The following is a 24,294-nucleotide window of genomic DNA, read 5'->3' on the forward strand; positions in this document are numbered from 1 at the left end:
GACGGGGCATTGAATATACCCGAGATTACGCACTATGAAGACGGCATCATTCAGGTAAAGATGGCGATGTCATACCCTTTGCGCTGGGTAAACAGCTATATTCTGCGGGGACCTTCAGGCGGGGTTACGGTGATCGATCCGGGACCGCGGACCGCGGAGAATGAAGCTGCCTGGAACAAGGTATTGGATGAGCTGGATATCCGTTTCGGAAACGTGGAGTCGGTCGTGCTTACGCACCATCATCCCGATCATTTGGGATTATCGGGGTGGTTCCAGGAAAAGGCGGGCTGCCCGGTCTGGATGTCCGCGCGGGCGGCGGAGGAAATGCAGCGGATGTGGGGCGAGGCATCCACGATGAATGACGACCTGCCGCTATTGTTTCGGCAGCACGGCATGCCGGAGGCGTGGACAAGCCAGCTGCCCGCCCATTTGGAGAGCTTCTTCCCGCAGGTGGAGCCGCTGCCTTCGGCGCTGCCGCTGACCGAAGGGGAACCGCTGGAGATGGGCGGGCGGCGATGGACCCCCATCGAAACGTGGGGCCATGCGCCAGGCCATATGTCGCTGCTGCACGAGGAGAGCGGGGTCATGCTGTGCGGAGATGCGGTGCTGCCGCAGATCTCCCCGAACGTCAGCCTGCTGCCCGGAAGCGACCCCGAGCCGCTGCATTCGTTTATGAACGGGCTCGGGAAGCTGCAGGCCTTCCAGGTAAAACGGGCCTATCCGGGACACCGGAATCCGTTTGACCACTTTGAGGCCCGGCTTGAAGCCCTCCTGCAGCATCACGAAGAGCGGCTGGTCCGGGTGCTGGGACGGATTCAGGCAGGACCGGTGACCGGTTTTGAGCTGTGCGCCGCCCTGTTCGGCACCGCGCTCGGCATTCACCAGATGCGCTTCGCCATGTGCGAGACGCTGGCGCATACGCAGGAGCTGGAGCGGCGCGGCCAGGTTATGAAGGTGCCGGGTCATGACGGCATCTTCCGATATGAAGCCGCCGTTACATAGCGGCAGGAAGAGCAGGAAGGACGGCCAAGAGGCCGTCCTTGTTTGCGTTCGGAGTGTTGCATCCGTTCGGCTCCGAACTATCTGCGTTATTTTCCTCACCAAATGACAAGAGAAGGGCTGACGAATCAGCCCTCCTCGATGATAGTTGATTTAGTGATCCTCGGGAAGCCGAACCTCCTCGGGCCCGTCGCCCGTTTCCTTCTCCGCCTGTTTGCCGTGCGCGATCCGGCTGCTGGCCGCCGCAGCGACCGCGCCGACGATATCGTCAAGGAACGTGTGGGTTTCCCCGGTGCTTTTGTCATTCAGGCGCTCCAGCACGCCGGGCTTGAGCTTATCGATATACCCGTAATTCGTAAAGCCGATGCTGCCGTATACGTTCACGATGGAAAAGGCCAGCACTTCGTCGACGCCATACAGACTCTCGTCATTTTCCAGCATGTCCTGCAGCGGGGAGAGCAGCTTGCCCTGCTCGGCCAGTATATCGAGCTGGATGCCGGTCAGCACCGCGTTTTGCACCTCGCGCTTGCTCAGCACTTTTTCCACGTTCAGGATGCATTCCTCCATCGTCAGGTTCGGATAGTACTTTTTCTGCAGCAGCATAACGAGCTCGGCGATCTCCTCCACCCTCACGCCCCGGTTATGAAGCCATTCCCGCGTCGCTTCGGATACCTTTTTACTGTTTAAGCTGTATGGAATTTTTGCTTGTTTTGCCTCATTTGCTTCACTCATTACGTCACCCCGTCATCCAAGTAGTATGTAGCTTCACGCAATTTGATTGTATGTTTTGCAGTATATCTTTGTCCAGTTATGCCCATTTTGACGCATCCTCAAGCAGCAGGGAAGGCGCAGGAGCCTGAATAAAATTAATATGGACCGGCTGTTATTTTTTCGGAAGGGGGCTCGTATACATGGTAGTACAAACTGTACAAAATGATTAGGAGGAACCAGACTTATGACCAAGCTTAACAAAATTCGCGGCATTTCCGCCGCCGGATTGCTGGCCGTTCCCGTTATCCTGTCCGGCTGCGGTTTGTTCGGGACCCATTCGGCTTCGGAAGACATCGATGCGCCGCCGAAAGCGGTCGAGGAGCAGATGCTCAATATGTCGGACGGCACAGGCACCACAGGCGCCAAGGCTAAGGCCGAGCTTACCGGCACCCCGACGACCGTGTATTTGGCGGACGGGAACGGGATGCTTGCCCCCGTCACCCTCGGTCTGCCGGAAGTAAAGGATAAAACTTCGGTTCAGCTGTCGGTAGAAACGCTCGTCTCCGGCGGAGCCTATGCCAAATATATTCCGGAAGGCTTCACGGGCGTCCTGCCTGCAGGAACCGAGGTCAAGAAGGTCACGGTGGACAAGGATAACAAGCTGGCTGTTGTCGAGTTTAACAGTGCATTCACGAAATACAAAGCGCCGGATGAGCGCAAAATTCTCGAATCGCTGGCCTGGACCCTGACCGGTAATGCGGATGTGCAAAAGGTCCAGCTGTGGGTTGACGGCAAGAAGCTGTCGGAAATGCCTGTAGGGGGAACTCCGCTGGATCAGCCGCTCAGCCGGAGCATGGGCATCAATCTGGAAGTCGGGCAGGGGGCCACGCTGACGAATTCGTCGCCAGTCACCGTTTACTTCTCGGCGGCATCGCCGGCCGGCATCCAGTATTACGTTCCGGTAACGCGGCTTGTCAAACCGGGACAGGACGCGCTGCAGTCGGCACTCGCCGAATTGATCCGCGGTCCGCAGGAGACAGACGGCCTGGAACAAGTCATGACCGACGAGACGCAGCTGCAGTCCGTGAAGAAGGAGAAGGACGGCACGGTAACGGTATCTTTGAAGGAAGACATGTTCGCCGAAGGCGATGCGGTACCGACCGAAATGCTTCAGTCTGTCGTGCTGACGGTGGCGGAAAACGCGGGGAATCCAAAGGTCAAAATCGAGCTGAACGGGGAGTCCAAGGTCGTCGGAACCGACAATCTGGACTACAGCCAGCCGGTTACACGCCCCGATTATATTAACGAAATCCCGCTTTAAGGGCAGCTCAGGGTGTTTTTATCCCTCCATTTTGGTAAAATAAAGGTTGCTTAAACAGGATGCGAACGAAGTAGGAGGCAGAAATGATGAGATCAAACGGACGCAGCAGCCATCAGCTTAGGCCGATGAATTTGACAGTGAACGTAAACAAGTACGCGGAAGGCTCCGTGTTCATTGAAATGGGGGACACCAAAGTCCTTTGCACCGCCACGGTGGACGAGAAGGTTCCTCCTTTTTTGAAAGGACAGGGGAAAGGCTGGGTAACGGCGGAGTATTCGATGCTGCCCCGGGCGACGCAATCCCGCAACCAGCGGGAAGCCGCGCGCGGCAAACTCAGCGGACGTACGATGGAAATTCAGCGGCTGATCGGCAGAGCGCTACGCTCCGTTGTGAATTTGCAGGCGCTGGGCGAGCGGACTATCACGCTGGATTGCGACGTCATTCAGGCAGACGGAGGTACGCGCACGACGTCGATTACCGGATCGTTTGTGGCGATGGCCATTGCGATCAACAAAATCGCCCAGCAGCACAAGCTGCCGGTGTTCCCGATCAGCGACTTTCTGGCTTCGGTCAGCGTCGGTGTGGTCGGTGAAGAGCCGCTGCTCGATCTGAATTATGAGGAAGATTCGAAGGCGAAGGTGGACATGAACCTCGTCATGACCGGCAGCGGCGCGTTCGTCGAGCTGCAGGGAACCGGCGAGGAAAGCCCGTTCACGCGGCAGGAGCTTGATGAGCTCCTGAAGCTTGGAGAGCAGGGCATCCGCGAGCTGATCGCCAAGCAGAAGGAAGCTCTTGGCCCCATTGCGCTGATGATCGGCTCGGGACAAGCCGGAAGAGAGGCCTAGCATGATTCCGGCGGGCGATACGATTATTGTGGCGACGAAGAACAAAGGGAAGGTCAAGGAGTTTGAGCATGCCTTCGCCCCGCTGGGCAAACAGGTGAAAAGCATGTTCGACTATCCCGGCATCCCGGATGTAGTAGAGGACGGGAGCACGTTTGCGGAGAATGCGCTGAAGAAAGCCAAAACCGTAGGCGATGCCCTCGGGCTTCCGGTGCTGGCCGACGATTCCGGCTTATGCGTTGACGAGCTGGAAGGCCGTCCGGGCGTGTACTCCGCCAGGTTTGCGGGTGAGCATGCCACGGATGAGCAGAACAACGAGAAGCTGCTGCAAATGCTGGAGGACAAAAAGATGGGCGCGGACGTTCAGGATTCGCTGCTCAGCCCGGCGAGCTTTGTCTGTACGCTGATCCTGTATGATCCGGCAACGGGCGGCTTCATTGAGGCCTCCGGCTCGGTTCAGGGCTGGATTACCGCCGACCGCGCCGGCTCGGGCGGTTTCGGGTACGATCCGCTATTCTATCTTCCCGAATACGGGAAAACGATGGCCGAGCTGACGATGGAGGAGAAGCAGGCGATCAGCCACCGGGGAGCGGCGCTCCGCAGCCTGATGGCCAAGCTGGCCCCATAAATAAAGATGATTCCGATGAAGGCTGTTCCTTTGGATCTACCCGATCCATGGGGGCGGCCTTTTCGCCGTGTCCTGTATTGGCGTCCCGCATAGGGGATCCCACAAAACAGAGCACGATCATATCAAAGCTGAGAACCCGCCTGGAGGGGGTTATTCGTGCCATTAACCAAATTTTGTGATCGCTTTCCGGCGGATTATGGTAGAATGGGCGTGCGCAAACTTTGAGAAATGAGGTGTTGATGTGAGCAACACAGCTAAACCGGAGATCGAGCTCCGGTTCATGTCGTATAACATCAAAAACGACTATGACAAGGAAGGCGAGAATACATGGAACAGCCGGCGGGACCTGGTTGCCGGAATCGTCCGCTTCCACCGCGCCGACTTGGTCGGCATGCAGGAGGTGCTGCATAACCAGCTGACGGATCTGGAAGAGCGTCTGCCGGAGTACGGCTGGATCGGAGCCGGCCGGGAGGACGGGAAGCAGGACGGCGAATACGCCTGCATCTTTTACCTGAAGCAGCGGCTGGAGCCGCTGGAGCATGGACATTTCTGGCTGTCCGAAGAGCCGGAGAAGCCGGGCAAATTGGGCTGGGACGCAGCCTGCACCCGGATGGTAACCTGGTGCCGGTTCAAGGATACATATACGGGAAAAGAATTTATCCATCTGAACACTCATTTTGACCACATCGGCGTCGAGGCGGTCAAGCAGAGCGCACATTTGATCAAAAGCCGGATCCGGGACTTGGTGGAAAAGGGCGCCGCGGTGCTGACCGGGGATTTCAACGTCACCAGCGATTCGGAAGCCTACCGCGTCCTCTGCGGCGAAGAAGAGGGCAGGGCTCTGCTGCGTGATGCGGCGGTCAGCGCGGATTACCGGCATTTCGGCCCGGCATTCACCTTCCAGGGCTTTGACTCCCGGGAAACGGCCGTGCGGCTGTTTCCTGCGTATTTGAGCTCGGGCGAGGAGCATGGTCTCGAGTTTGAGAGCGCCATCGATTTTATTTTCGTGACCGGCGGGGTACGGGTGCGCAATTTTGGCGTGATCACCGACCACCGCCAGGGCAAAATGCCCTCCGACCATTTTCCGGTGGTCGCCGACCTGCTGGTGTAGCAGGCATTGGCAATTCGCATGTCAGCAAAAAAACATCCGCTTGGCTTCGTCAGCCGCGGATGTTTTTTTTGTAATACGCCCATCTGTTTATCCGTTTAGCGTCGCTGTCTCGGACCCTGCGCCGGCCGTTTTGCCGTCATGGCGGACCATCGTCAGGAACAGCAGGGCGATCAGCAGGCTGGCCGACGCGACGACAAACAAGGAGGCGTAGCCGAACTGGTCGATGATCAGCCCGAGCAGGGGCGGCGAGGTAATTGCGGCCAGGGAGGACACGAGGTAATACAGTCCGGTTCGGGTTCCGATGCTCGCTTCGCTTCCGGTCGATACGATGAACGGATACGAATTAATATTGATGCACGCCCAAAAGATGCCGCCGAGGGCAAGCAGCGCGCGGAGCAGTCCCACGGTTCCGATGAACGGAACGGCCGCGAACACGAGAAACAGGCCGGCGACGCCCGTCAGGATAATCTTCTTCTTCCCGTAACGGTTGCCGAGCCAGCCGCTCGGGATGGCAAACAGGACGAAGAACAGCGAAAAGAAGGTCAGGGAGAAGGAAGCGGCGCTTTCCTGCAGCCCCATATGATGCTTGCCGTAAAGCGTAAACAACGATTCGACGCCCTGATACCCGACGAACCAGAAAAAGATGGCGATCAGCAGCAGCACCGTCGTCCGGTCCAGCTCGCCGCGCAGCTTGATCCGGCTTCCTTCCTGCGGCGCGGAGGAAGGTGTGGAACCGCTTCCCCGAACGGGGACGAAGCGGTACAGAATCCACAGCGACAGCAGGGTGATGACCGCCGCGGCGATAAACGGGAAGGAGCGGTTCTGGTTGTACAGCAGCGATCCGCCGGCAAACGCGAGGATGCCGCCTACGCCGCCCATGAAGTTGATGACGCCGTTGGCTTTGGTCCGCTTCCCTTCCGGCGTGATGTCCGGCATGAGCGCGATCGTTGGCGAGCGGTAGAGGCTCATCGCCAGGTTCATCAGCATCATGAACAGGACCAGCGTCAGCAGACTGGTGTGAAAGGGGATCAGGATGACGAACAGGGCAGCGAGCGGCATCCCGATGAGCAGGTACGGCATCCGCTTGCCGAAACGGGAGACGGTCCGGTCGCTCCGGTTGCCGATCCATGGCTGCAGGAACAGGGCGAAATAGTTGTCGATGGTCATCATGAAGCCGATCCACGCGGCGCTTTTCAGGAACGGATCGAGGAAAAACGGAACAAACGCATTGTACAGCGCCCAGGTAATGCTGATGCTGAAAAATCCGAAGCCGAGCAGCCAGGTCTTTTTCATGGACGACAAATCCTCCGTTTCGTGTTAGGGGTCATTTTCCACTATTATACAACGGCAGTGTATCCGGTAGCTTCATGCGATTGTAAAATTTATTTAAGGAAGGATATTCCTTCCGCGTGTCGTATTATGTTTCAGGACACCCCGAGTGGGATCATAATAGGAGGTTTTTGTCATGTTGAAAGGAATTTCTGCATTGCTGTCTCCTGAGCTGTTGAAAATATTAAGCGAAATGGGGCACGGGGACGAGATCGTATTTGCCGACGGAAATTTCCCTTCCGCCAGTCTGGCCAAGCGGCTGGTCCGGGCGGACGGCCACGGCATTCCCGAGCTGCTCCAGGCTGCGCTTGAGCTGCTGCCCCTGAACAGGTACGTGGAGTACCCCGTCATGCTGATGCAGGTGGTGCCGGGAGATCCGGTGGAAACGCCGGTGTGGGAAGTATACCGCAAGATCGTGCATGAGACGGAAGGGGAAGACATCAAGTTCACCGAATTGGAACGTTTCGAATTTTATGAACGCGCGAAGAAAGCCTACGCGGTCGTGGCGACCGGAGAACGTGCGTTGTACGGCAACCTGATTTTGTCCAAAGGGGTCATTTCTTAAGGGAATGGCGATACGAAAGCTCCAGATTCCTCACCCCCAAGCAAGCAAAAACGGTGCTCTCCTCGCCTAAGAGGACGCACCGTTTTGTTGTATTTTCTGACATGTCACGAAAATGTAACACGCTTAGAGCTGGGGCAAAATATCCGCCCAGACGGCGTCGAGAATGCCCTGCATATCATCCTCGTCACTGTTGATGGCGATCACGGCCTCTTTGTCCGGCATGACGACGCAGAACTGTCCACGCATGCCGTCGGCGCGGTATGCTCCATGCGTGCACATCCAGAATTGGCCGCCGTAACCCGCACCCCAGTCCGCCGTTCCCGGCGTGTCGATTTGCTTCCGCGTAACCTCGCCGATCCATGCCTCCGGGATCAGCTGAACGCCCTGCCACCGCCCCTTCTGCAGCAGCATCTGGCCGAACCGGCTCAGCTCTTCACAGCTGATCCACAGCCCGGTGCAGCCGAGCGTGACGCCGAGCGGCGACGTGTCCCACCGGACATCCCGGATACCGAGCGGCTCGAACAGCCGCGGCACCAAATAATCGCGCACCGTCTCTAGGGTCGCGGCCTGAACCAGGGCCGAGATCATAAACGTGTCGCCGCTGCTGTACGTGAAGGTCTCTCCGGGCATCCGGTCCAAGGGCAGGGACATATAGTATTTTGCCCAATCCTTCTCCTGCAGCGTTTCCCGCTCTTCCGCCCAGAGCGGCGGGGCATCGTGGCCTGAGGCCATCCGGAGCAGATGACCGAGGGTCAGCTCTCCCGGTGGATAGGCTGAATCCTTCACCGACTTCCCGTAATTCGGAAAAAAATCGTTTAACCGTGCATCCAGTGTCAGCTTTCCTTCGGCGATGGCAAGTCCGACCGCCATGCATGTAAAAGACTTGCTGACCGAATGCTGAAGCCGGCGGGCGTCGCCATCCCGGTCCCAGAGCCCCAGCAGCTGCCCATTTTGCAGCACCCGGACCGATAAGACGTTCAGTTTCCTGCTGCCTACGTTATCGACAAAACCGCCGATTTGAAATGTCATCGTTAAGCCTTCCTTCCGCTTGATCCCTACGGCTGAAACGGGTTACTGCATGGACCGTTCCACTACGGCCGTCAGGAATAGAATGAAATCTATAGAAACGTTTCCACATTGACTCGTTAATCTTGAGATTATAACAGAGTGCTTTATCTTGTCAACTCCATTTTGTAAGCGGTTACCGTTTGTCATCCGATAGGGATTTTGTCGCATTAACGTAAGTGAGATCAGGGATTTGCACAAAAATACAGTTCGCGGGGCCTTTGCAAAAAAGGTTGTTGACAGGTTTAGACAACGGGCTTATGATGTTAATCGAAACGATTCGAAAAAATCGCTTTCATCGCTTTTGACGCTCCTGCGGCAGCTACCGATAACGCCCGATGAGGCTGAATCGGATCTTGCTTAGGCGGGAACGCAATCGGCGATCAGAAGAACCAATGACGGGCCGAAACTGTCCGTTATCGGCTCAGCCGGGCCGGCTTCCCGAAAGGGGGCTGCCGCTGACTAAGGCGGACAACACGATAGAGCAGTCGAACTGAAATGAAAGGGGTTACATATGGCGCATCTAACGATCGATACCGGCTCGCCAACACTGCGGATGACGACCAGCATCCATGTGATCTCTCCGGTGGATACCGGCGTCCCCACTTCAAGCACGCTGTATCTTCTGCACGGAGCGGGGGACAACGCCAGCACCTGGCACCGCCTGACGACCGTGGAAATGTTCGCGGCGAGGCACGGCTGTACGGTGATCATGCCGGAAGCAGGGCGAAGCTTTTATACCGACATGGTTTACGGGCTGGACTATTTTCACTACATCACGGAGGAGCTACCCGAGCTGTGCAGGCGCCTGCTGCATTTGAATACCGATCCCGAAAGAACGTTTGTGGCGGGATTGTCGATGGGCGGCTACGGAGCGCTCAAATGCGCTCTCACCTACCCGGAGCGGTACGCCAAAGCCGTATCTTTCTCGGGCGTGACCGACATCCGTCAGCGTCTGAAGGACCCGGCTATGCCGGAAGGGATGCGCAGGGAGATGCAGGCCGTCTTCGGACCGGGGCTTGAGGTGAAGCCGGATCAGGATGTGTATGCGCTGTCCGCGAAATTGATCGAAGAGGGCCGAAGGCTGCCGCCGGTGCTGTGCTGCTGCGGATCGGAGGATCCGTTCGTAGAAATGAACCGGCAGTTTGCCGCCAGCATGGAGAACAGCCCGTTCGATTTCCGGTACGTTGAGGGACCGGGAACGCATGACTGGCTCTTTTGGGAAGAGCATTTAAAAACCGCTTTTGATTTTCTGTTTGAAGACAAGACCCAAGAATAGTGAGGAGATGCCAATTGAAACCCGCAGCCTTAGGGCCGAACAAAAATGCAAAGGGGCGTTCCAAAACCGGTAATCTGTTTACGGAAATTTGGAAGCACCGGATGACGTATACGCTGCTTATTCCCGGCATCATCTGGCTGATCCTGTTTGCTTATCTGCCGATGGGCGGCTTATCGCTCGCATTTAAGCATTACAAAGCCAATATGGGAATTTGGGGCAGCCCTTGGGTCGGCCTGGAGAACTTCAAGTATGTATTCCGCGACCCGACGTTTGCCCAAGCGGTGTGGAGAACACTGTACATCAACATTATCAAGCTGATCATCACCTTCCCGTTCCCGATTCTGCTGGCGCTCCTTCTGAACGAGCTCCGGATGCGGAAGACGAAGAAGCTGTTCCAGACGATCTTTACGTTTCCGCAGTTCCTGTCGTGGATCATTGTTTCGGGGATCGTGATCAACGTCCTTTCCTATGACGGCCTGCTGAACAGCGCGCTGCAGCTTCTTGGACTTCCGACGATCAACTTCCTCGGCTCCGAGCCTATGTTCCTGCCGATGCTGATTTTGACGGACATCTGGAAATCCACCGGATGGGGGGCCATCATCTTCCTGGCTGCTATCTCGGGGATCGACCAGGACCAATACGAATCGGCGCAGATCGACGGCGCTTCGCGAATGCAGCAAATTTTCAAAATTACGCTGCCGAACATTTTGCCGACCGTCACGGTCATGTTCATCCTGAACGTGGGCGGCCTGATGTCCGCCGGCTTCGACCAGATTTTCAACTTGGCGAATGCGGCGACGCAGAACGTGTCCCAGGTGCTCGACGTGTACATTTACCGGATCACGTTCCAGTCTTCGACGGACTTCTCGTTCTCGACGGCGGTCAGCTTGTTCCGTTCGCTCGTGAACATGATTCTGCTGCTTGCTGCGGACCGCGTGGCCAAACTGATGGGCGGAGACGGATTGTTCCGTTAGGAAAGGAGTGTTAGAGAGATGAGTACGCATGCTGAGAAACGGCATAAATACCGGGTCGGTAAAATGACGCTTCTCGATTACATCATGTTTATCGTGTTGATTGTGTTGGCTTTAATTATTTTGATTCCGTTCCTGAACGTGATCGCGATCTCCCTCGCCTCGCAGAAGGAATATGCCGATAATCCGATGATGCTGTGGCCGAAGCATCCGACGCTGGACGCCTACCGTGCGCTGTTCGAAGACGGCAGGCTGCTGACGGGCTTCTGGAACACCATTAAAATTCTGGTGGTTGGCCTGCCGCTGAGCTTGTTCCTGACAAGCACGATGGCTTATGGCCTCAGTCGCAACAAGTTCCCGGGGAAAAAGTTTATTTTCTTCCTCGTCCTGTTCACCATGATCTTTAACGGCGGGATTGTGCCGCTGTACCTGGTCATGAAATCGCTGCACCTCACCGGTTCCCTGTGGTCTGTCATCCTGGTAGGAAGCTTCAGTGCCTTCAATATGATCCTGATGATGAACTACTTCCAGGGCCTGCCGGAGTCCTTGATGGAATCCGCGCGGCTCGACGGGGCGGGCGAATGGCGCATCTTGTTCTCCGTCGTCCTTCCGCTCGCGGCGCCGATTATGGCGACCATTACGCTGTTCTATGGCGTGGCCTTCTGGAACGGATGGTATGATGCGATGATCTTCCTGCGAAAAGCGGAAATGCTTCCGCTGCAAAACGTCCTGCGGACCATTATCGTCGAATCGTCGACAAACGTTTCGAATGCGGCCAGCGTGGACGCCCTGAACAAATCCGGTTTTTCCACGGGAATGAAGATGGCTTCGGTCTTCGTATCGATGGTGCCGATCATGTGCTTCTTCCCGATGCTGCAAAAGCACTTCGCCAAAGGGGTGTTAACAGGGGCTATCAAGACCTGATTACACAATAGATTTTTTTTACCACAAAAAATCTGATCAAAAGAGGGGAAAAAACATGAACACCAAAAAGCTGTTCAAACCGCTTCTGGCCGTTGCGCTGTCGGCGGTGATGCTGACGGTGACTGCCTGCGGGAAAGACACGGCATCATCCGGCGGCAACGAAAAAGACGCGGACGGGAACTACAAGGACAAATTAAAAATTTCCGTCGCGCAGACCACAGAAGTAAAAGACGGTGTGCTCGACAACGAGTTCCACAAGTACTGGATGGACAAATTCAACGTCGAGTGGGATTACAACTACGTACAGTGGGATTCCTGGCCGGAAAAACTCCGCTTGTGGATCAACTCCGGCGACCTGCCTGACGTGGCCAGCTGGAACTACGTGCACGGCGATTTCATGAACTATGTCGATCAAGGACTGCTCTACAAATTCCCGGATGACTGGAAAGAGCGCTGGCCGAATGTGGCGGCGGCCTACAAGCTGACCGGCCTCGGCGACAAGCTGGAAGAGCTGACAGGCGGTACTTACATTCTGCCGAAACCTGTGTACTACCAGAACAAACCGGCCGATCCGCTTGTGAACCAAATCGGCGTCATTGCGATCCGCAAAGACTGGGCCAAAGCTGTCGGGTTTGAACTGAAGGATGCATACACCACAAGCGAACTGATCCATTATGCGGAACTGGTCAAAGAGAAAGACCCAGGGAAGCTGGGCTCCAAGCTCGTTCCGATCTCATACACAGCGGATGACGCTTTGACCAACATCATCATGGCCAACAGTGAGCACTCCCGCGTGGAATCGGCGTTCTACAAAGGAGAAGACGGCAAGTTCCATTGGGGACCAGCCGATCCGGAGACGCTGACCGGTCTGAAGCTGATGCAGAAAGCGTACAAAGAAGGCCTGCTTAATCCGGAATTCTACACCTGGAAAAACAACGAAGGCAGCGACAACTTCAGAGTCAAAGGCGTTGCTGCGATGATGTCCCTGGGCGGTCTGGCTTCGTACAGACAAGACATGGACAAGAACATGCAGAAGAACCTGGGCGTAAGCAGCGACGACCTCGTCCATACGGCGATCGTTCTGGGTGACGACGGCAAATACCGCAACCTGGAGCAGCCGAACTTCTGGTCTGCGCTGATCTTCTCGCCGAACATCAGCAAAGAGAAGTTCGAACGTATCATGGATATTATCGATTACTCGACGACCAAAGAAGGACAAATGCTCCTGAACATGGGCTTTGAGGGCAAGGATTGGAAGTACGACGAGAACAAAGAGCCGGTCAGCCTGCTTCCGGAAGGAACGACCCTGGAAGACAAATATCCGGCACGTTTTGAAGGACTGTACATTTTGGGCGACGACTTCAGTATCGTGAACCCTGCGATCAAGAAGGAATACCGTGACCGCGCCGTTGAGCTGTTTAAAGAGAAAGCGAAATTGGGCAGTGAAGGCGGCAAGCTGGCAACTTACGACTGGGATGTGCAGCTGTACGATTCCAAAGCGAAGAGCCAGGCATCCTTCGATTACCAGAACGAGTATGCCAACCTGATCCTGCAAGGCGGCGATCTGGAAGCAAACTGGAAAAAGTGGGTACAAAGCAAGCAGTCCCTCGTTCAACCGGTTCTGGATGAACTGAACAGCAAATTTGCCAAGTAACAGATCGTTCTGAAATAAGGATAAGAACTGAGCATTATACGCAGTCCGAGTCTAAGGAACCCGGTGTGCAGCACATTTTGATGCATCCGGGTTCTTCTCTTCCACGGTGGTGCCGGGCCAGGTTCCTTCTATTATAGATAGGCCGGCCTGGCCACAGGGAGGAGATTTGGATTCTTATAACGATTAAAGAATGCAATTGTACATCGATAGACGCTTTTCTTCATGAGGAATTTGCACAAAAGATAAGCGCCAAGGACGGGTTTCATCCTTGCTGCCCTTGTCAGCCAGGTTTTGTGCAAGCTCCTGAGAAAGGAGAAAGGGTCTGAAAGCGCCGGACCATTCGTGTCCGGAGGCCTGGATCATCATACGACTTTGTTGTGGAGGGAATGGAATGGACAACCGGCAGTTAACCGAACTGTTACATCAGATGACGCTGGAGGAGAAGATTGCGCAGCTGCTCCAGCTGACCGCCAATTTTCATGAAGGCGGCAAAAGCCAAATCACCGGACCGCTTGAGGAAATGGGGATCACCGAATCGATGGTGACCGCCAGCGGCTCCGTTCTGGGGTTATCGGGAGCGCAGTCGGTCATCGACGTGCAGAAATCATATTTAAGCAAAAGCCGGCTCGGCATTCCGCTGATGTTTATGGCCGATGTGGTGCATGGCTTCAAAACGATCTTTCCGATCCCGCTGGCGATCGGATGCTCCTGGGATACGGAGCTGGCCGAGAAGAGCGCCGAAATTGCCGCGAGAGAGTCGGCGGTGGCCGGCATTCACGTAACTTTTGCCCCAATGGTCGATCTGGTGCGCGATCCGCGGTGGGGACGCGTCATGGAGACGACCGGCGAAGATCCGTACCTGAACAGCCTGTTTGCCCGGGCTTTTGTCCGCGGCTATCAAGGCGGGAGCCTGAAGGAAGAGCCGGAGCGGCTGGCTGCCTGCGTGAAGCACTTCGCCGCATATGGCGCTCCTGAAGGGGGACGCGACTACAACACGGTCAACATGTCGGAACGCAATCTGCGGGAGCAGTATCTGCCGGCTTATAAAGCGGCACTGGAGGAAGGCTGCGAGATGGTCATGACGTCGTTCAATACCGTGGACGGCATTCCGGCTACCGGCAATGAGAAGCTGATGCGCGGCATCCTCCGCGATGAGTGGGGTTTTGACGGCGTCCTGATTTCGGACTGGGCGTCGATCCGCGAAATGATCGCGCACGGCGCGGCGGAGGACGATTGCGAGGCTGCTTACCGGGCGATCCGGGCCGGCGTGGATATCGAGATGATGACTCCTTGTTACGTACAGCATCTGCCGGGCCTCATCGAGAGCGGACGCGTGGACGAAGCCTTGGTCGACGAAGCGGTGCTGCGGATATTGCGGCTGAAAGACAAGCTCGGGTTGTTCGACAATCCGCTGCGAGGAGCCGATCCGGAGCGTGAGCGCGAAGTGCTGTTCTGTCAGGAACATCGAAACGTTTCTTACGAGCTGGCAGCCAAGTCGAGCGTACTGCTGAAAAACGAAGGCGGCCTGCTGCCGCTTGCGCCTGGAAAGAAGGTTGCCCTGATTGGGCCGTTCGCCCAGAGCGACGACATCCTCGGCTGGTGGTCCTGCGTCGGCGTGAAGGAAGACGCCGTGAAGCTGGGAACCGCGCTGCAGGAGCGGCTGGCTGAGGGGCAGCTGGTCATTGCCGAAGGCTCCGGCTTCGTAAGCGTGGAGCAATCGCAGATTGACGCTGCCATCGCCGCGGCTCAAGACGCGGACGTGATCGTGCTCGCCCTTGGCGAAGATTCGGCCATGAGCGGGGAAGGCGGGTCCCGAACGAACATCCGCCTGCCGGAAGCCCAGCTGGAGCTGGTGCGGCAGCTGAAGAAGGTTGGCAAGCCAATGGCTGCGGTGATCTTCAACGGCCGTCCGCTGGACCTGCACGGAATCATTGACGAAGCGGACGCCGTCCTGGAAGCCTGGTTCCCGGGCAGCGAAGGCGGAGCCGCGATCGCCGACATTCTGATCGGGCGCGTGAATCCTTCGGCCCGGCTGACGATGTCCTTCCCGCATTCGGTGGGTCAAATTCCGGTCTATTACAACCATTACAATACCGGCCGTCCGATGAATCCGGACAAAACGGAAGAGCGGTATGTGTCCAAATATATCGACAGTCCGAATGATCCGCTGCTTCCGTTCGGATACGGCCTATCCTATACGACGTTTGAATACGGCGAGCTGAAATTGTCCGGAAACGAGATAACGGCCAATCAGCCGCTTCAGGTCAGCGTGAACGTAACGAACACCGGGGATCGCGCAGGCATCGAAACGGTTCAGCTGTATATCCGTGACGTAGCCGGTGAAGTGGTCCGTCCGATGCGCGAGCTGAAAGGCTTCGTACGTCTCGAGCTTGCTCCCGGGGAAAGCGCGGATGCGGTCTTTACGATCACGGAGGAACAGCTTCGTTATCATCATTCCGACCTTACGCAAGCCAGCGATCCGGGAACGTTCCAGGTGTTTGTCGGTCCGAACAGCCGGGACACCCTTGTTGAGTCGTTCCGGCTGGTTTAGATGAACAGACGGCCATGCGTGTACACAAAGAACAGCGTATGGTCTTGGAGAGAGCTGACCAACAAGACGATGCAGGATGAAAAATACTGTAAAAGCTGCCTCGAAGCCGTACCGGACAGGTTCCGGCCGGCTTCCGGGATAGGAGGATGAACAACTATGACAACCATTACGAATTCCAAGCTTCACGTCCAGGCGGGCGATCTGTCCTTTACGTTCTGGGAAAGCGGCGACCTGTTCCAAGCCGTCAGCGGCAAAACGATGATCAACCAGCTGATGAGCAGCCCGCTCGATGGGGCTTTAAATAATCTGTATCTCCGCATCCATGACGATTCCGCCATCCGCTTCTACCCGCTGCTCGGCATCCGTTCGGACAGTAGGGTCAGCACAGGCGAGGGACGTATCGTCTGGACAGGCGAAGCCGAAGGGGTAGCGTACAGCGTGACGTTTGCGCTCAGTCCGCTCGGCGTATGGTTCTGGGACGTCCGGGCGACCGGGCAGGGCCTCAAGATCGACGTTGTTTACGGCCAGGATATCGGGGACGCGGATCCGGGCGCCGTTCGCAGCAACGAGGCGTACCTGTCCCAATATATCGACCATACCGTCTTCGAAGACAAAGACCACGGCTATGTGGTGTGCTCGCGCCAGAACCAGCCGCAGGGCGGAGCGTTCCCTTACATACAGCAGGGTTCGCTGACGCGTGCCGCGGGGTTCTCTACGGACGGCTTCCAGTTCTTCGGCCTGTCTTATAAAGAAACGAACGTGCCGGCATGCCTCAGCCAGCCTCAATTGGCGAACGAGGTCTATCAATACGAGTTCGCCTACACGGCGCTTCAGTCCGAAGCGGTAACGCTGGACGGGGAAGCACGCTTCGTGTTCTACGGCTTGTTCAAGCCGGATCATGCGGCTGCGGTAACCGAGCTGGAATTCAAGGACGAGGTGCTGAAAGCCTGGGATCAGGTGCAGGCAAATCTGGCCGCTGCGGCCGGTCCGCTGCACGAACTGCCGCGGGTCCGCCTGAATCCGGAGATCGGTGAACCGCTGCGTACCCTGCCGCTTACCGCGGAGGAGCTCGAAGCCCTTTTCCCGGCAGATGAAAGACAGGAGGAGGAGACCGAGAACGGACAGCTTCTTGCGTTCTTTACCGACACCTATGAGCATGTCGTACTGAAAGAGAAGGAGCTGCGGGTGGAGCGTCCGCACGGTCATATTCTGATGAGCGGCGGCAGCGTCAAGCTGGGCGCCAAAGTCGTGACGACGACCTCTTATATGTACGGCATTTTCAACTCCCATCTGGTGGTGGGCAATACCAACTTCAACAAAATGATGAGCAATGCCCGCAGCGCCTTGAACGTGCCGAAGACGGCGGGACAGCGGATATACGTAAACATCGAGGGAGTGTACCGTCTCCTGACGATGCCGTCCCTGTTCGAGATCGGCTTCAACTACGTGCGCTGGTATTACAAAACGGCGGAGGACATGCTGGTAATCACTAATTTTGCGGCGGCGGATGCGCCTGAAGTACGCCTTCATGTGCGCTCGGAGAGCGGCAAAACGTATGAATTCCTGGTGACCAGCCAGGTCACCATGGCTGTCAACGAGTTCGAAGCACCGGTCCGCATGACGGAATCGGCGGGTGTGCTGACGTTCCACGGCGCCCAGGATGCACTCCGGAAGGAAGCCTATCCGCACCTGAAATATACCATGCGGATTGACGGCGCCAAGGCGGCTGTTAGCGATGAAACGGCACTCGCAAGCGGCGTTCAGGCTGGGGAAGCGTCGGTAGTGACGCTCAAGCTGGATGCTGCCTCGGAATGGACTTTGACGATGCAGGGGCTGCTGGACGGTGAAGACCTTCCTGAGGCTAACCGAAGCGCAGAGGATGAAATCGCGAAGTACCGGGAGTTCTTCCGGGACGTGATGAACGGATTCCGCTTAACCGGCGGGGATGGCACGGAAGGCAAGGACTTTTTCAAAGTGAATGCGCTGGCCTGGTGGTACACCCATAATATGCTGGTTCATTATTCGGTGCCGCATGGCTTGGAGCAGTACGGAGGCGCGGCTTGGGGAACGCGGGACGTCTGCCAGGGGCCGACCGAGTACTTTATGGCGACGCAAAAATTCGAACAGGTGCGCGACATTCTGACAATGGTGTACTCTCACCAGTACGAAGACGACGGCAACTGGCCGCAGTGGTTTATGTTCGACAACTACTTTACCGTCCAGCAGGAGGAGAGCCACGGCGATATCATCGTATGGCCGCTGAAGGTGCTCAGCGATTACCTGCGGGCGACCGAAGACTTCGGCATTCTCGAGGAGAAGGTTCCGTATACGGTCAAGCACAAGTTCCATTTTACCGAAGAAACCGCCACGATTCTGGATCACGTGTACAAGGAGATCGGTTACATTCGCAGCCACTTCCTGCACGATACCCACCTGTCCTCTTATGGGGATGGAGATTGGGACGATACGCTGCAGCCGGCCAACGCCCAGCTGAAGCAGTATATGGTCAGCAGCTGGACCGTCGCCCTGACGTACCAGACGATGACGCAGCTCTCAGGCGCCCTGAAATCCGCCAAGCCGGAATTGGCTCAGGAGCTTCATGACATGGCGCAAGGAATCAAGCGCGATTACGAAAAATACATGCTCGGAACGGAAGTCATTCCTGGGTTCCTCTATATGGAGAATCCGGACGAGGTGAAGCTGATGCTCCATCCGACCGACGAAGAGACCGGCATTCAGTACCGCCTGCTGCCGATGACCCGGAGCATGATTGCGGAGCTGCTGGATCCGGAGCGCGCGAAGGCGCATTATGAGCTGATCAAAGAGAAGCTCTTCTTCCCGGACGGCGTCCGTCTCATGAACCGTCCGGCCCAGTATGCCGGCGGCGTCAGCACGCACTTCAAACGGGCGGAGCAGGCGTCGAACTTCGGGCGCGAAGTGGGCCTGCAGTATGTTCACGCCCATATCCGCTTCATCGAAGCGATGGCGAAGCTCGGGCATGCGGATGATGTATGGAACGGCATGAACGTGATCAACCCGGTCGGCATCCGCAATGTCGTGCCGAATGCCGAGCTGCGTCAGAGCAACGCCTATTTCAGCAGCTCCGACGGCAAGTTCAACACGCGTTATGACGCGCAGGCGCATTTCGATGAGCTGCGCAGCGGCAGCGTGCAGGTGAAGGGCGGATGGCGTATTTATTCCAGCGGCCCGGGGATCTACATGAATCAGCTGATCTCGAACGCGCTGGGCATCCGCCAGGAGCAGCAGGATCTCATCGTGGATCCGGTGCTGCCGCAGAAGCTGGACGGCCTGCGCTTCGACTTCCGCTACGACGGTCAGGACGTGGCCTTCATTTACCATTTGAACGGCACCGGCGAGCGCCGCGTGAAGCTGAACGGCCGGGAGCTGGAAGCTTCGGCGGTGAGCAATCCGTACCGCGAGGGCGGACTGCGGATTTCGAAGGACGTGTTCGAGCAGGGAATGAAGCCGGACGGCCACAATGTGGTTGAGATTTTTATGTAGCAGTTTAAGGCGATCTTCACGGATCGCCCTTTTCCATGAGAACTGGAATATGGATAATTTTGGACCTAGCAATGGTTTGATACGGGGGAGCGAGGAACATTGGTTAGTATTAAGGATATCGCTAAAAAAGCCGGGGTTTCCATATCGACGGTATCATATGCCCTGAACGGCAGCAGCAAGGTGACGGATGAAACCCGCTCGAAAATTTTGGCGATCGCCAAGGAACTGAACTATGTGCCGAACGCGGCCGCGAGATCGCTGAAGAAGCGGGAGTCCCGCATCATCGGGGTATTTCTGACGGATTTTAAGGGGGACGTGTATGGCGACCTGCTCGACGGGATGAAGGAGGTCTGCAACGCCCAAGGCTACGACCTGATCGTATGCAGCGGCAAGCAGGCCCACCGGATGCTTCCGGAGCGGATGATCGACGGGGCCATTATTCTGGACCATGCGTTTACGAACGCCGAGCTGCTCAAGTATGCCGAACGGAACCACAAAATCGTCGTGCTGGACCGGGAGCTCGAGCATCCCAACATCAATCAGGTGCTGCTGGATAATAAGGCAGGGGCTACGCTGGCCACCGAATTTTTGGTCGAGCAGGGCCACAAAAAGATTTACGTCGTGACGGGGCCTGATGACTCGTTTGACTCCATTCAGCGCATGAAGGCGGTCAAAATGGTTGCGGACCGCACGGAAGATGTGGAGTGGATCGAGATCCCCGGCGACTTCAAGAAAAGCGGAGGGGAACGTGCCGCCGAACGGGTCATCGGTGAGTATACCGGCCCGGCGGCCGTATTCTGTCTCAATGACGAAATGGCCATCGGTTTTTGCAACCGGCTGGCGGAGACCGATTACCGGATCGGGGAGCATGTGCATTTGATCGGCTTCGATAATATTGAGCTGACGAGCTACATGCAGCCGCGTCTCGCGACCATCAACTACTCCAAACGGAAATGGGGGGCGCTGGCGTCGGAGCAGCTGATCAAAATTTTATCCGGTGAGGAAGTGGAGCATGAGCGCATCTACGTCACGCTGATCAAAGGGGAATCTGTCGGAAAAAGCGCCAGGCAGGTTAACGTGGCTAGATGAAGCACGCATACACCGCGGTGAACAAACAGAAGGGTATCCGGCTGACTAGAGCCTGTCGGATACCCTTTTTGCATGTTCATTTTACGTTAACGAATGGCCACATTGTAGGTTTTCAACCAGTTGTTGACCTGGGCCAGGTAAGCAAACAGCTGCGGCCCCGACATCAGCTGGCCGAACCATGGCAGATTCGAGGACGCCTCAGGGGAAGCGGCGATCTCGAGAATTTTGTTCTTGTCGATCAGCGGCAGGATCGGGGCAGACGGATCGTCCAGAATGTCGAGCATCTGCTGCTTGACGGCGGCAAGGAAATCCGGATTGTGGGTTTTCGGATACGGGCTCTTCTTGCGGTAGAGCACGTCGTCCGGCAGCACGCCTTCCAGTGCCTTGCGCAGAATGCCCTTTTCCCGACCGCCTGTCATTTTGATTTCCCAAGGGATATTCCATACGTACTGGACCAGCCGGTGATCACAATAAGGCACGCGTACTTCGAGGCCGACGCCCATGCTCATGCGGTCCTTGCGGTCCAGCAGCGTCGGCATGAAGCGGGTGATGTTCAGGTAGGACATGACCCGCATTTTGGCCTGCTGGCCGGTCTCGCCGCGCAGCTTGGGAACTTCACGTACCGCATCGGCGTAACGGTCCCCCAGGTAATCCAGCGGACGGATCCATTCGCGGATTTCGGGTGACAGCAGGCTGGCTCTCATGTCGGGTGCGACCGACCAAGGGAACGTGCCGGAATTCAGCATTTCCTCGCGGTGAAACCAGGGATAACCGCCGAAAATTTCGTCGGCCGCTTCGCCGGAGACGGCTACCGTCGCCCCTTTTTTGATCTCACGGCAAAACAAGTAGAGCGAGCCGTCTACGTCCGCCATGCCGGGCAGGTCCCGGGTCAGGGTGGAGGCGTTGAGCGATTCCACGAGCTCGGGGGTATCAAATTCGATGTAATGGTGCTGTGTCCCGAGTTCCTCCACCATCCGCTGGATAAACGGAGCGTCGGCTCCCGGCTGGAAAGCATGCGATTTGAAATGCTTCTCATTGCCGACGTAATCGACGGAGTAAGTGTGGACCTGCCCTTGGTTGGTCCGGTTATAATACTGGACGGCAAGGGCCGTCAGGGCGCTGGAATCCAGCCCTCCGGACAGCAGCGTGCAGACCGGTACGTCCGAAACCAGCTGCCGCTCCAGCGTATCCTGCAGCAGCTCGCGCAGCTTGGCTGCCGTTTCCTCCACGCTGTCTTCGTGGATGTGGCTGTCCAGACGCCAGTAGGCGTAACTGCGCAGCCCGTCGCGGCTGAAGATCATCGCGTGGCCTGCCCGCAGCTCCTTCATGTCTTTATAGACGCCCTGTCCCGGCGTCCGCGCCGGGCCGATAATGAACACCTCGGCGAGCCCTTCCGGGCCGACCACGGGCTCCAACTTGGGATGCTGCAGCAGCGCTTTGGGTTCGGAGCCGAATATTAAAGTGCCGTCGATGTAGGCGTAGAACAGGGGCTTGACGCCCAGGCGGTCCCGAGCCATAAACACCTGCTCCCGGACGCTGTCCCAGATGGCAAAGGCAAAAATGCCGTTGAACCGGTCCACGCAGGCCGGCCCCCACTCGATGTATGAAACCAAAAGAACTTCCGTATCGCAATGGGTCCGGAAGTGATGTCCTCTTTTGACCAATTCGCTCCGCAGCTCGGCCGCGTTATATAGCTCCCCGTTGTAACAAATCGCATACACATCATCATCATCATGAACGATCATGGGCTGTGCGCCGTTTTCGGGGTCAATGACGCTCAGACGGCGGTGGCCGAAGGCGCATGGATTGGAGATCCAGGTTCCCGAAGCGTCCGGTCCGCGATCCGACATCGTTTCCGTCATTTTGACAAGGATCTGCGAATCCTGGGTTAAGTCGCCGCTCCATTGTATAAAACCGGTTATTCCGCACATGATGGGTCATCCTCTCTTTGTCGTTTGTCCACTCGCTGTCCTTTCTGTTTGCCAAAGTGATACAGTTATATGCCGAATCGGGGCATAAAATGTCTGTCCTTTAACGAAAACTATAGGAAAGGCAGTGTAAGAAAAACGTGTCTGTCGACGTACTTCTACAGCAGGCAGGCCGCATTTAGCGGATGTTTTTCTTGCGATCATGGAATGGCTCAGCTCCGCTGAAAACTTATACATTTCTATGATCTTTACAAAGGAGAGTAATGAGACATGGATAAGCAGCATTTTTATGTATCGGTACACGGCAGAAGCGTTCTTGCCGAACAAGGCGCCGCTCCTTATGAGCTGGTGTTGTACTGCACGGTGGGGCAGGCCAGGGAAGTGCAGCAGATGATGGAGGATATGCAGGAGCATGCCGAAGACTCCTTCCTGGCTTATACGTTTCCATGGCCGGATACGCCGGAGGATGACGTCAATTCGCAGTACACGGAGAGCCTGAACAAGCTGTACCGGAAAATATACGAATACGGCACGGCAGAAACGCGACAGCATCTGACGGAGAACAAAATGCTGGGTTATACTTGATTTCTGAATTCCGGCTGACCAGGGAGAGGAGGAAAGCATGTATTATATTAAGGATGCCAAGGTGCGGCGGATGACGGAGCTGGACGGGGTCCGCTGCGCCGAAATCGGCGTGCTGCCTGGAGCGGTAGACGATCCCGCGCTTTTGGCTTATGTGGCCGAATCGTCGCCGGGCTGTTACGGCCTGATCCGGCTGATCCGCAACGATGCCGACACAGAGCTCGACTGGTACGACAACAGCATGCATCAGGCGTATACCGATGTGACGATGCAGGCGTTCGAAGGCAGCTTCTTTCTGACGGCCGACGAGGAGCGGGACCTGTTCCTGCGCGACCTGATCTCTTTTGGGAACGTAGAGGAGGACCTGCGGAGCAGGTTCGCAAAGTAAACGCAGCCATAATTTAAGGAACATAGCCGGCAGACTCCCGCCCCATACTATGGTTTAGGGGAGGTGAGCTAAATGGCGGACTTCACGAACAAAAAAGGCAAGAGAAGCAAGTACGCCCGACAAAACGCTTTTGCGGGTGGAGTGACGAGCAGAAATTCGAGAAATTTGGCTGTGCCCCATAACCCAAGACGTTTTGGCAACCAGTAGCCTCCTTGAACCATGAACAAACCTCCGGGGATATCCCCGGAGGTTTGTTCAGCGATTCTTAGCTGTTCACGCTTTACGCATATTCGCGAAGCACCTGAATGCCTTTAACGATGTTGTAGACGAACGTGCCAAAGTAAATAACGCAGAACAGCAGAATATATCCCAGGATCGAGCCGGCATGGTGGGCTGCCAAAGTAAAGAACAGCAGCGGTACGGCCGCAATGAACGGCAGCAGATGCGAGAGCAGCGCCCGCTTGGCATGCCTGGCGACGTATTCGTCCCGGACGGCGATCCATACGATCACCGGCAGGATAAACGGGGCGAAAAATATGCTGAAGTAGGAAAGTGAAGATAACAACTGTCGCATGGAAAATGCTCCTTTACAACGTATTTTGTTATGATATTACCCATAGTATTTCCCGCCAATCGGCTTTCTCATTTTCCTCTTGAAAAAATGGCTAAATGCGGTATAATAAATAACGCATTCGCTTTTTTTATTACATAGCAAGTCCCAGTAGCTCAGCTGGATAGAGCAACGGCCTTCTAAGCCGTCGGTCGGGGGTTCGAATCCCTCCTGGGACGTACAAGGAAAGCCCTCACTCGAGGGCTTTTTCTTTAGATATAAGCA

At 56.3% G+C, this 24,294-nt stretch carries 20 protein-coding genes and 1 tRNA gene; 16 read left to right on the forward strand and 5 right to left on the reverse strand.

What is annotated here, in order from left to right:
- Nucleotides 1-9 precede the first annotated feature (9 nt).
- The gene (locus C7820_RS30145) at nucleotides 10-1,002 is read left to right on the forward strand and encodes an MBL fold metallo-hydrolase (RefSeq protein WP_258875584.1); all 993 of its coding nucleotides are present in this window, start codon (nucleotides 10-12) and stop codon (nucleotides 1,000-1,002) included.
- A 150-nt stretch (nucleotides 1,003-1,152) separates the two neighbouring features.
- Here C7820_RS30145 and C7820_RS30150 read toward each other — a convergent pair whose 3' ends face one another.
- The gene (locus C7820_RS30150) at nucleotides 1,153-1,731 is read right to left on the reverse strand and encodes a phosphatidylglycerophosphatase A family protein (RefSeq protein WP_116234183.1); all 579 of its coding nucleotides are present in this window, start codon (nucleotides 1,729-1,731) and stop codon (nucleotides 1,153-1,155) included.
- 223 nt (nucleotides 1,732-1,954) lie between these two features.
- Between C7820_RS30150 and C7820_RS30155 the strand changes: the two genes are divergently transcribed.
- The 4 genes from C7820_RS30155 to C7820_RS30170 all read left to right on the forward strand — a co-directional run bounded on the left by C7820_RS30155 (nucleotide 1,955) and on the right by C7820_RS30170 (nucleotide 5,612).
- Nucleotides 1,955-3,031: a GerMN domain-containing protein gene (locus C7820_RS30155; RefSeq protein ID WP_076174208.1), complete on the forward strand. Its 1,077-nt coding sequence runs from the start codon at nucleotides 1,955-1,957 to the stop codon at nucleotides 3,029-3,031.
- 83 nt (nucleotides 3,032-3,114) lie between these two features.
- On the forward strand, nucleotides 3,115-3,876 hold the full coding sequence (rph, locus tag C7820_RS30160) for a ribonuclease PH (RefSeq protein WP_116234184.1): 762 nt from the start codon (nucleotides 3,115-3,117) through the stop codon (nucleotides 3,874-3,876).
- A 1-nt stretch (nucleotide 3,877) separates the two neighbouring features.
- Nucleotides 3,878-4,501 (forward strand): XTP/dITP diphosphatase, encoded by a 624-nt coding sequence (locus tag C7820_RS30165; protein WP_116234185.1) that lies wholly within the window; start codon nucleotides 3,878-3,880, stop codon nucleotides 4,499-4,501.
- A 241-nt stretch (nucleotides 4,502-4,742) separates the two neighbouring features.
- Entirely contained in the window at nucleotides 4,743-5,612 is an 870-nt protein-coding gene (locus C7820_RS30170; RefSeq protein WP_258875585.1) for an endonuclease/exonuclease/phosphatase family protein, read from the forward strand.
- A gap of 87 nt (nucleotides 5,613-5,699) precedes the next feature.
- Here the strand turns inward: C7820_RS30170 and C7820_RS30175 are convergent, their stop codons facing one another.
- Nucleotides 5,700-6,905 (reverse strand): SLC45 family MFS transporter, encoded by a 1,206-nt coding sequence (locus C7820_RS30175; RefSeq protein WP_116234186.1) that lies wholly within the window; start codon nucleotides 6,903-6,905, stop codon nucleotides 5,700-5,702.
- Nucleotides 6,906-7,077: 172 nt separating this feature from the next.
- Between C7820_RS30175 and fucU the strand changes: the two genes are divergently transcribed.
- Nucleotides 7,078-7,506 carry an L-fucose mutarotase gene (fucU, locus tag C7820_RS30180; protein WP_076174215.1) on the forward strand — a complete coding sequence of 143 codons (429 nt, stop codon included), beginning with the start codon at nucleotides 7,078-7,080 and terminating at the stop codon, nucleotides 7,504-7,506.
- Nucleotides 7,507-7,629: 123 nt separating this feature from the next.
- On the opposite strand, the gene C7820_RS30185 is transcribed toward fucU, so the two are convergent.
- The gene (locus C7820_RS30185) at nucleotides 7,630-8,535 is read right to left on the reverse strand and encodes a serine hydrolase domain-containing protein (protein WP_116234187.1); all 906 of its coding nucleotides are present in this window, start codon (nucleotides 8,533-8,535) and stop codon (nucleotides 7,630-7,632) included.
- A gap of 550 nt (nucleotides 8,536-9,085) precedes the next feature.
- On the opposite strand from C7820_RS30185, the gene C7820_RS30190 reads away from it, so the two are divergent.
- The 7 genes from C7820_RS30190 (at nucleotide 9,086) to C7820_RS30220 (ending at nucleotide 20,561) form a co-directional block, all read left to right on the forward strand.
- Complete coding sequence (locus C7820_RS30190) at nucleotides 9,086-9,850, forward strand: alpha/beta hydrolase (protein ID WP_116234188.1); 765 nt, start codon at nucleotides 9,086-9,088, stop codon at nucleotides 9,848-9,850.
- A 14-nt stretch (nucleotides 9,851-9,864) separates the two neighbouring features.
- Nucleotides 9,865-10,824, forward strand: a complete 960-nt coding sequence (locus C7820_RS30195) for an ABC transporter permease (protein ID WP_116234189.1) — start codon at nucleotides 9,865-9,867, stop codon at nucleotides 10,822-10,824.
- An 18-nt stretch (nucleotides 10,825-10,842) separates the two neighbouring features.
- Nucleotides 10,843-11,745 (forward strand): carbohydrate ABC transporter permease, encoded by a 903-nt coding sequence (locus tag C7820_RS30200; RefSeq protein WP_076174223.1) that lies wholly within the window; start codon nucleotides 10,843-10,845, stop codon nucleotides 11,743-11,745.
- A 55-nt stretch (nucleotides 11,746-11,800) separates the two neighbouring features.
- Nucleotides 11,801-13,399, forward strand: coding sequence for a type 2 periplasmic-binding domain-containing protein (locus C7820_RS30205; protein ID WP_116234190.1), 1,599 nt, complete (start codon nucleotides 11,801-11,803; stop codon nucleotides 13,397-13,399).
- 391 nt (nucleotides 13,400-13,790) lie between these two features.
- Nucleotides 13,791-15,950: a beta-glucosidase BglX gene (gene bglX / locus C7820_RS30210; RefSeq protein WP_116234191.1), complete on the forward strand. Its 2,160-nt coding sequence runs from the start codon at nucleotides 13,791-13,793 to the stop codon at nucleotides 15,948-15,950.
- A 156-nt stretch (nucleotides 15,951-16,106) separates the two neighbouring features.
- Complete coding sequence (locus C7820_RS30215; protein WP_116234192.1) at nucleotides 16,107-19,472, forward strand: GH36-type glycosyl hydrolase domain-containing protein; 3,366 nt, start codon at nucleotides 16,107-16,109, stop codon at nucleotides 19,470-19,472.
- A 99-nt stretch (nucleotides 19,473-19,571) separates the two neighbouring features.
- The gene (locus C7820_RS30220; RefSeq protein WP_116234193.1) at nucleotides 19,572-20,561 is read left to right on the forward strand and encodes a LacI family DNA-binding transcriptional regulator; all 990 of its coding nucleotides are present in this window, start codon (nucleotides 19,572-19,574) and stop codon (nucleotides 20,559-20,561) included.
- A gap of 86 nt (nucleotides 20,562-20,647) precedes the next feature.
- Here the strand turns inward: C7820_RS30220 and asnB are convergent, their stop codons facing one another.
- A complete protein-coding gene (gene asnB, locus C7820_RS30225) occupies nucleotides 20,648-22,492 on the reverse strand; it encodes an asparagine synthase (glutamine-hydrolyzing) (RefSeq protein WP_116234194.1) in 1,845 nt (614 codons plus the stop codon).
- 267 nt (nucleotides 22,493-22,759) lie between these two features.
- Between asnB and C7820_RS30230 the strand changes: the two genes are divergently transcribed.
- On the forward strand, nucleotides 22,760-23,074 hold the full coding sequence (locus C7820_RS30230) for a hypothetical protein (protein WP_116234195.1): 315 nt from the start codon (nucleotides 22,760-22,762) through the stop codon (nucleotides 23,072-23,074).
- Nucleotides 23,075-23,111: 37 nt separating this feature from the next.
- Nucleotides 23,112-23,459, forward strand: coding sequence for a hypothetical protein (locus C7820_RS30235; protein ID WP_116234196.1), 348 nt, complete (start codon nucleotides 23,112-23,114; stop codon nucleotides 23,457-23,459).
- Between the two features lie 280 nt (nucleotides 23,460-23,739).
- On the opposite strand, the gene C7820_RS30240 is transcribed toward C7820_RS30235, so the two are convergent.
- Nucleotides 23,740-24,033, reverse strand: a complete 294-nt coding sequence (locus tag C7820_RS30240; protein ID WP_076174239.1) for a magnetosome magnetite crystal formation protein family — start codon at nucleotides 24,031-24,033, stop codon at nucleotides 23,740-23,742.
- Between the two features lie 141 nt (nucleotides 24,034-24,174).
- Here C7820_RS30240 and C7820_RS30245 point away from each other — a divergent pair.
- A tRNA-Arg gene (locus tag C7820_RS30245) sits at nucleotides 24,175-24,248 on the forward strand.
- The last annotated feature ends 46 nt before the right edge of the window (nucleotides 24,249-24,294 follow it).

The sequence above is a fragment of the Paenibacillus sp. VMFN-D1 genome (assembly GCF_003386155.1).
In the GTDB taxonomy this organism is placed as follows: Bacteria; Bacillota; Bacilli; order Paenibacillales; family Paenibacillaceae; genus Paenibacillus_AQ; species Paenibacillus_AQ favisporus.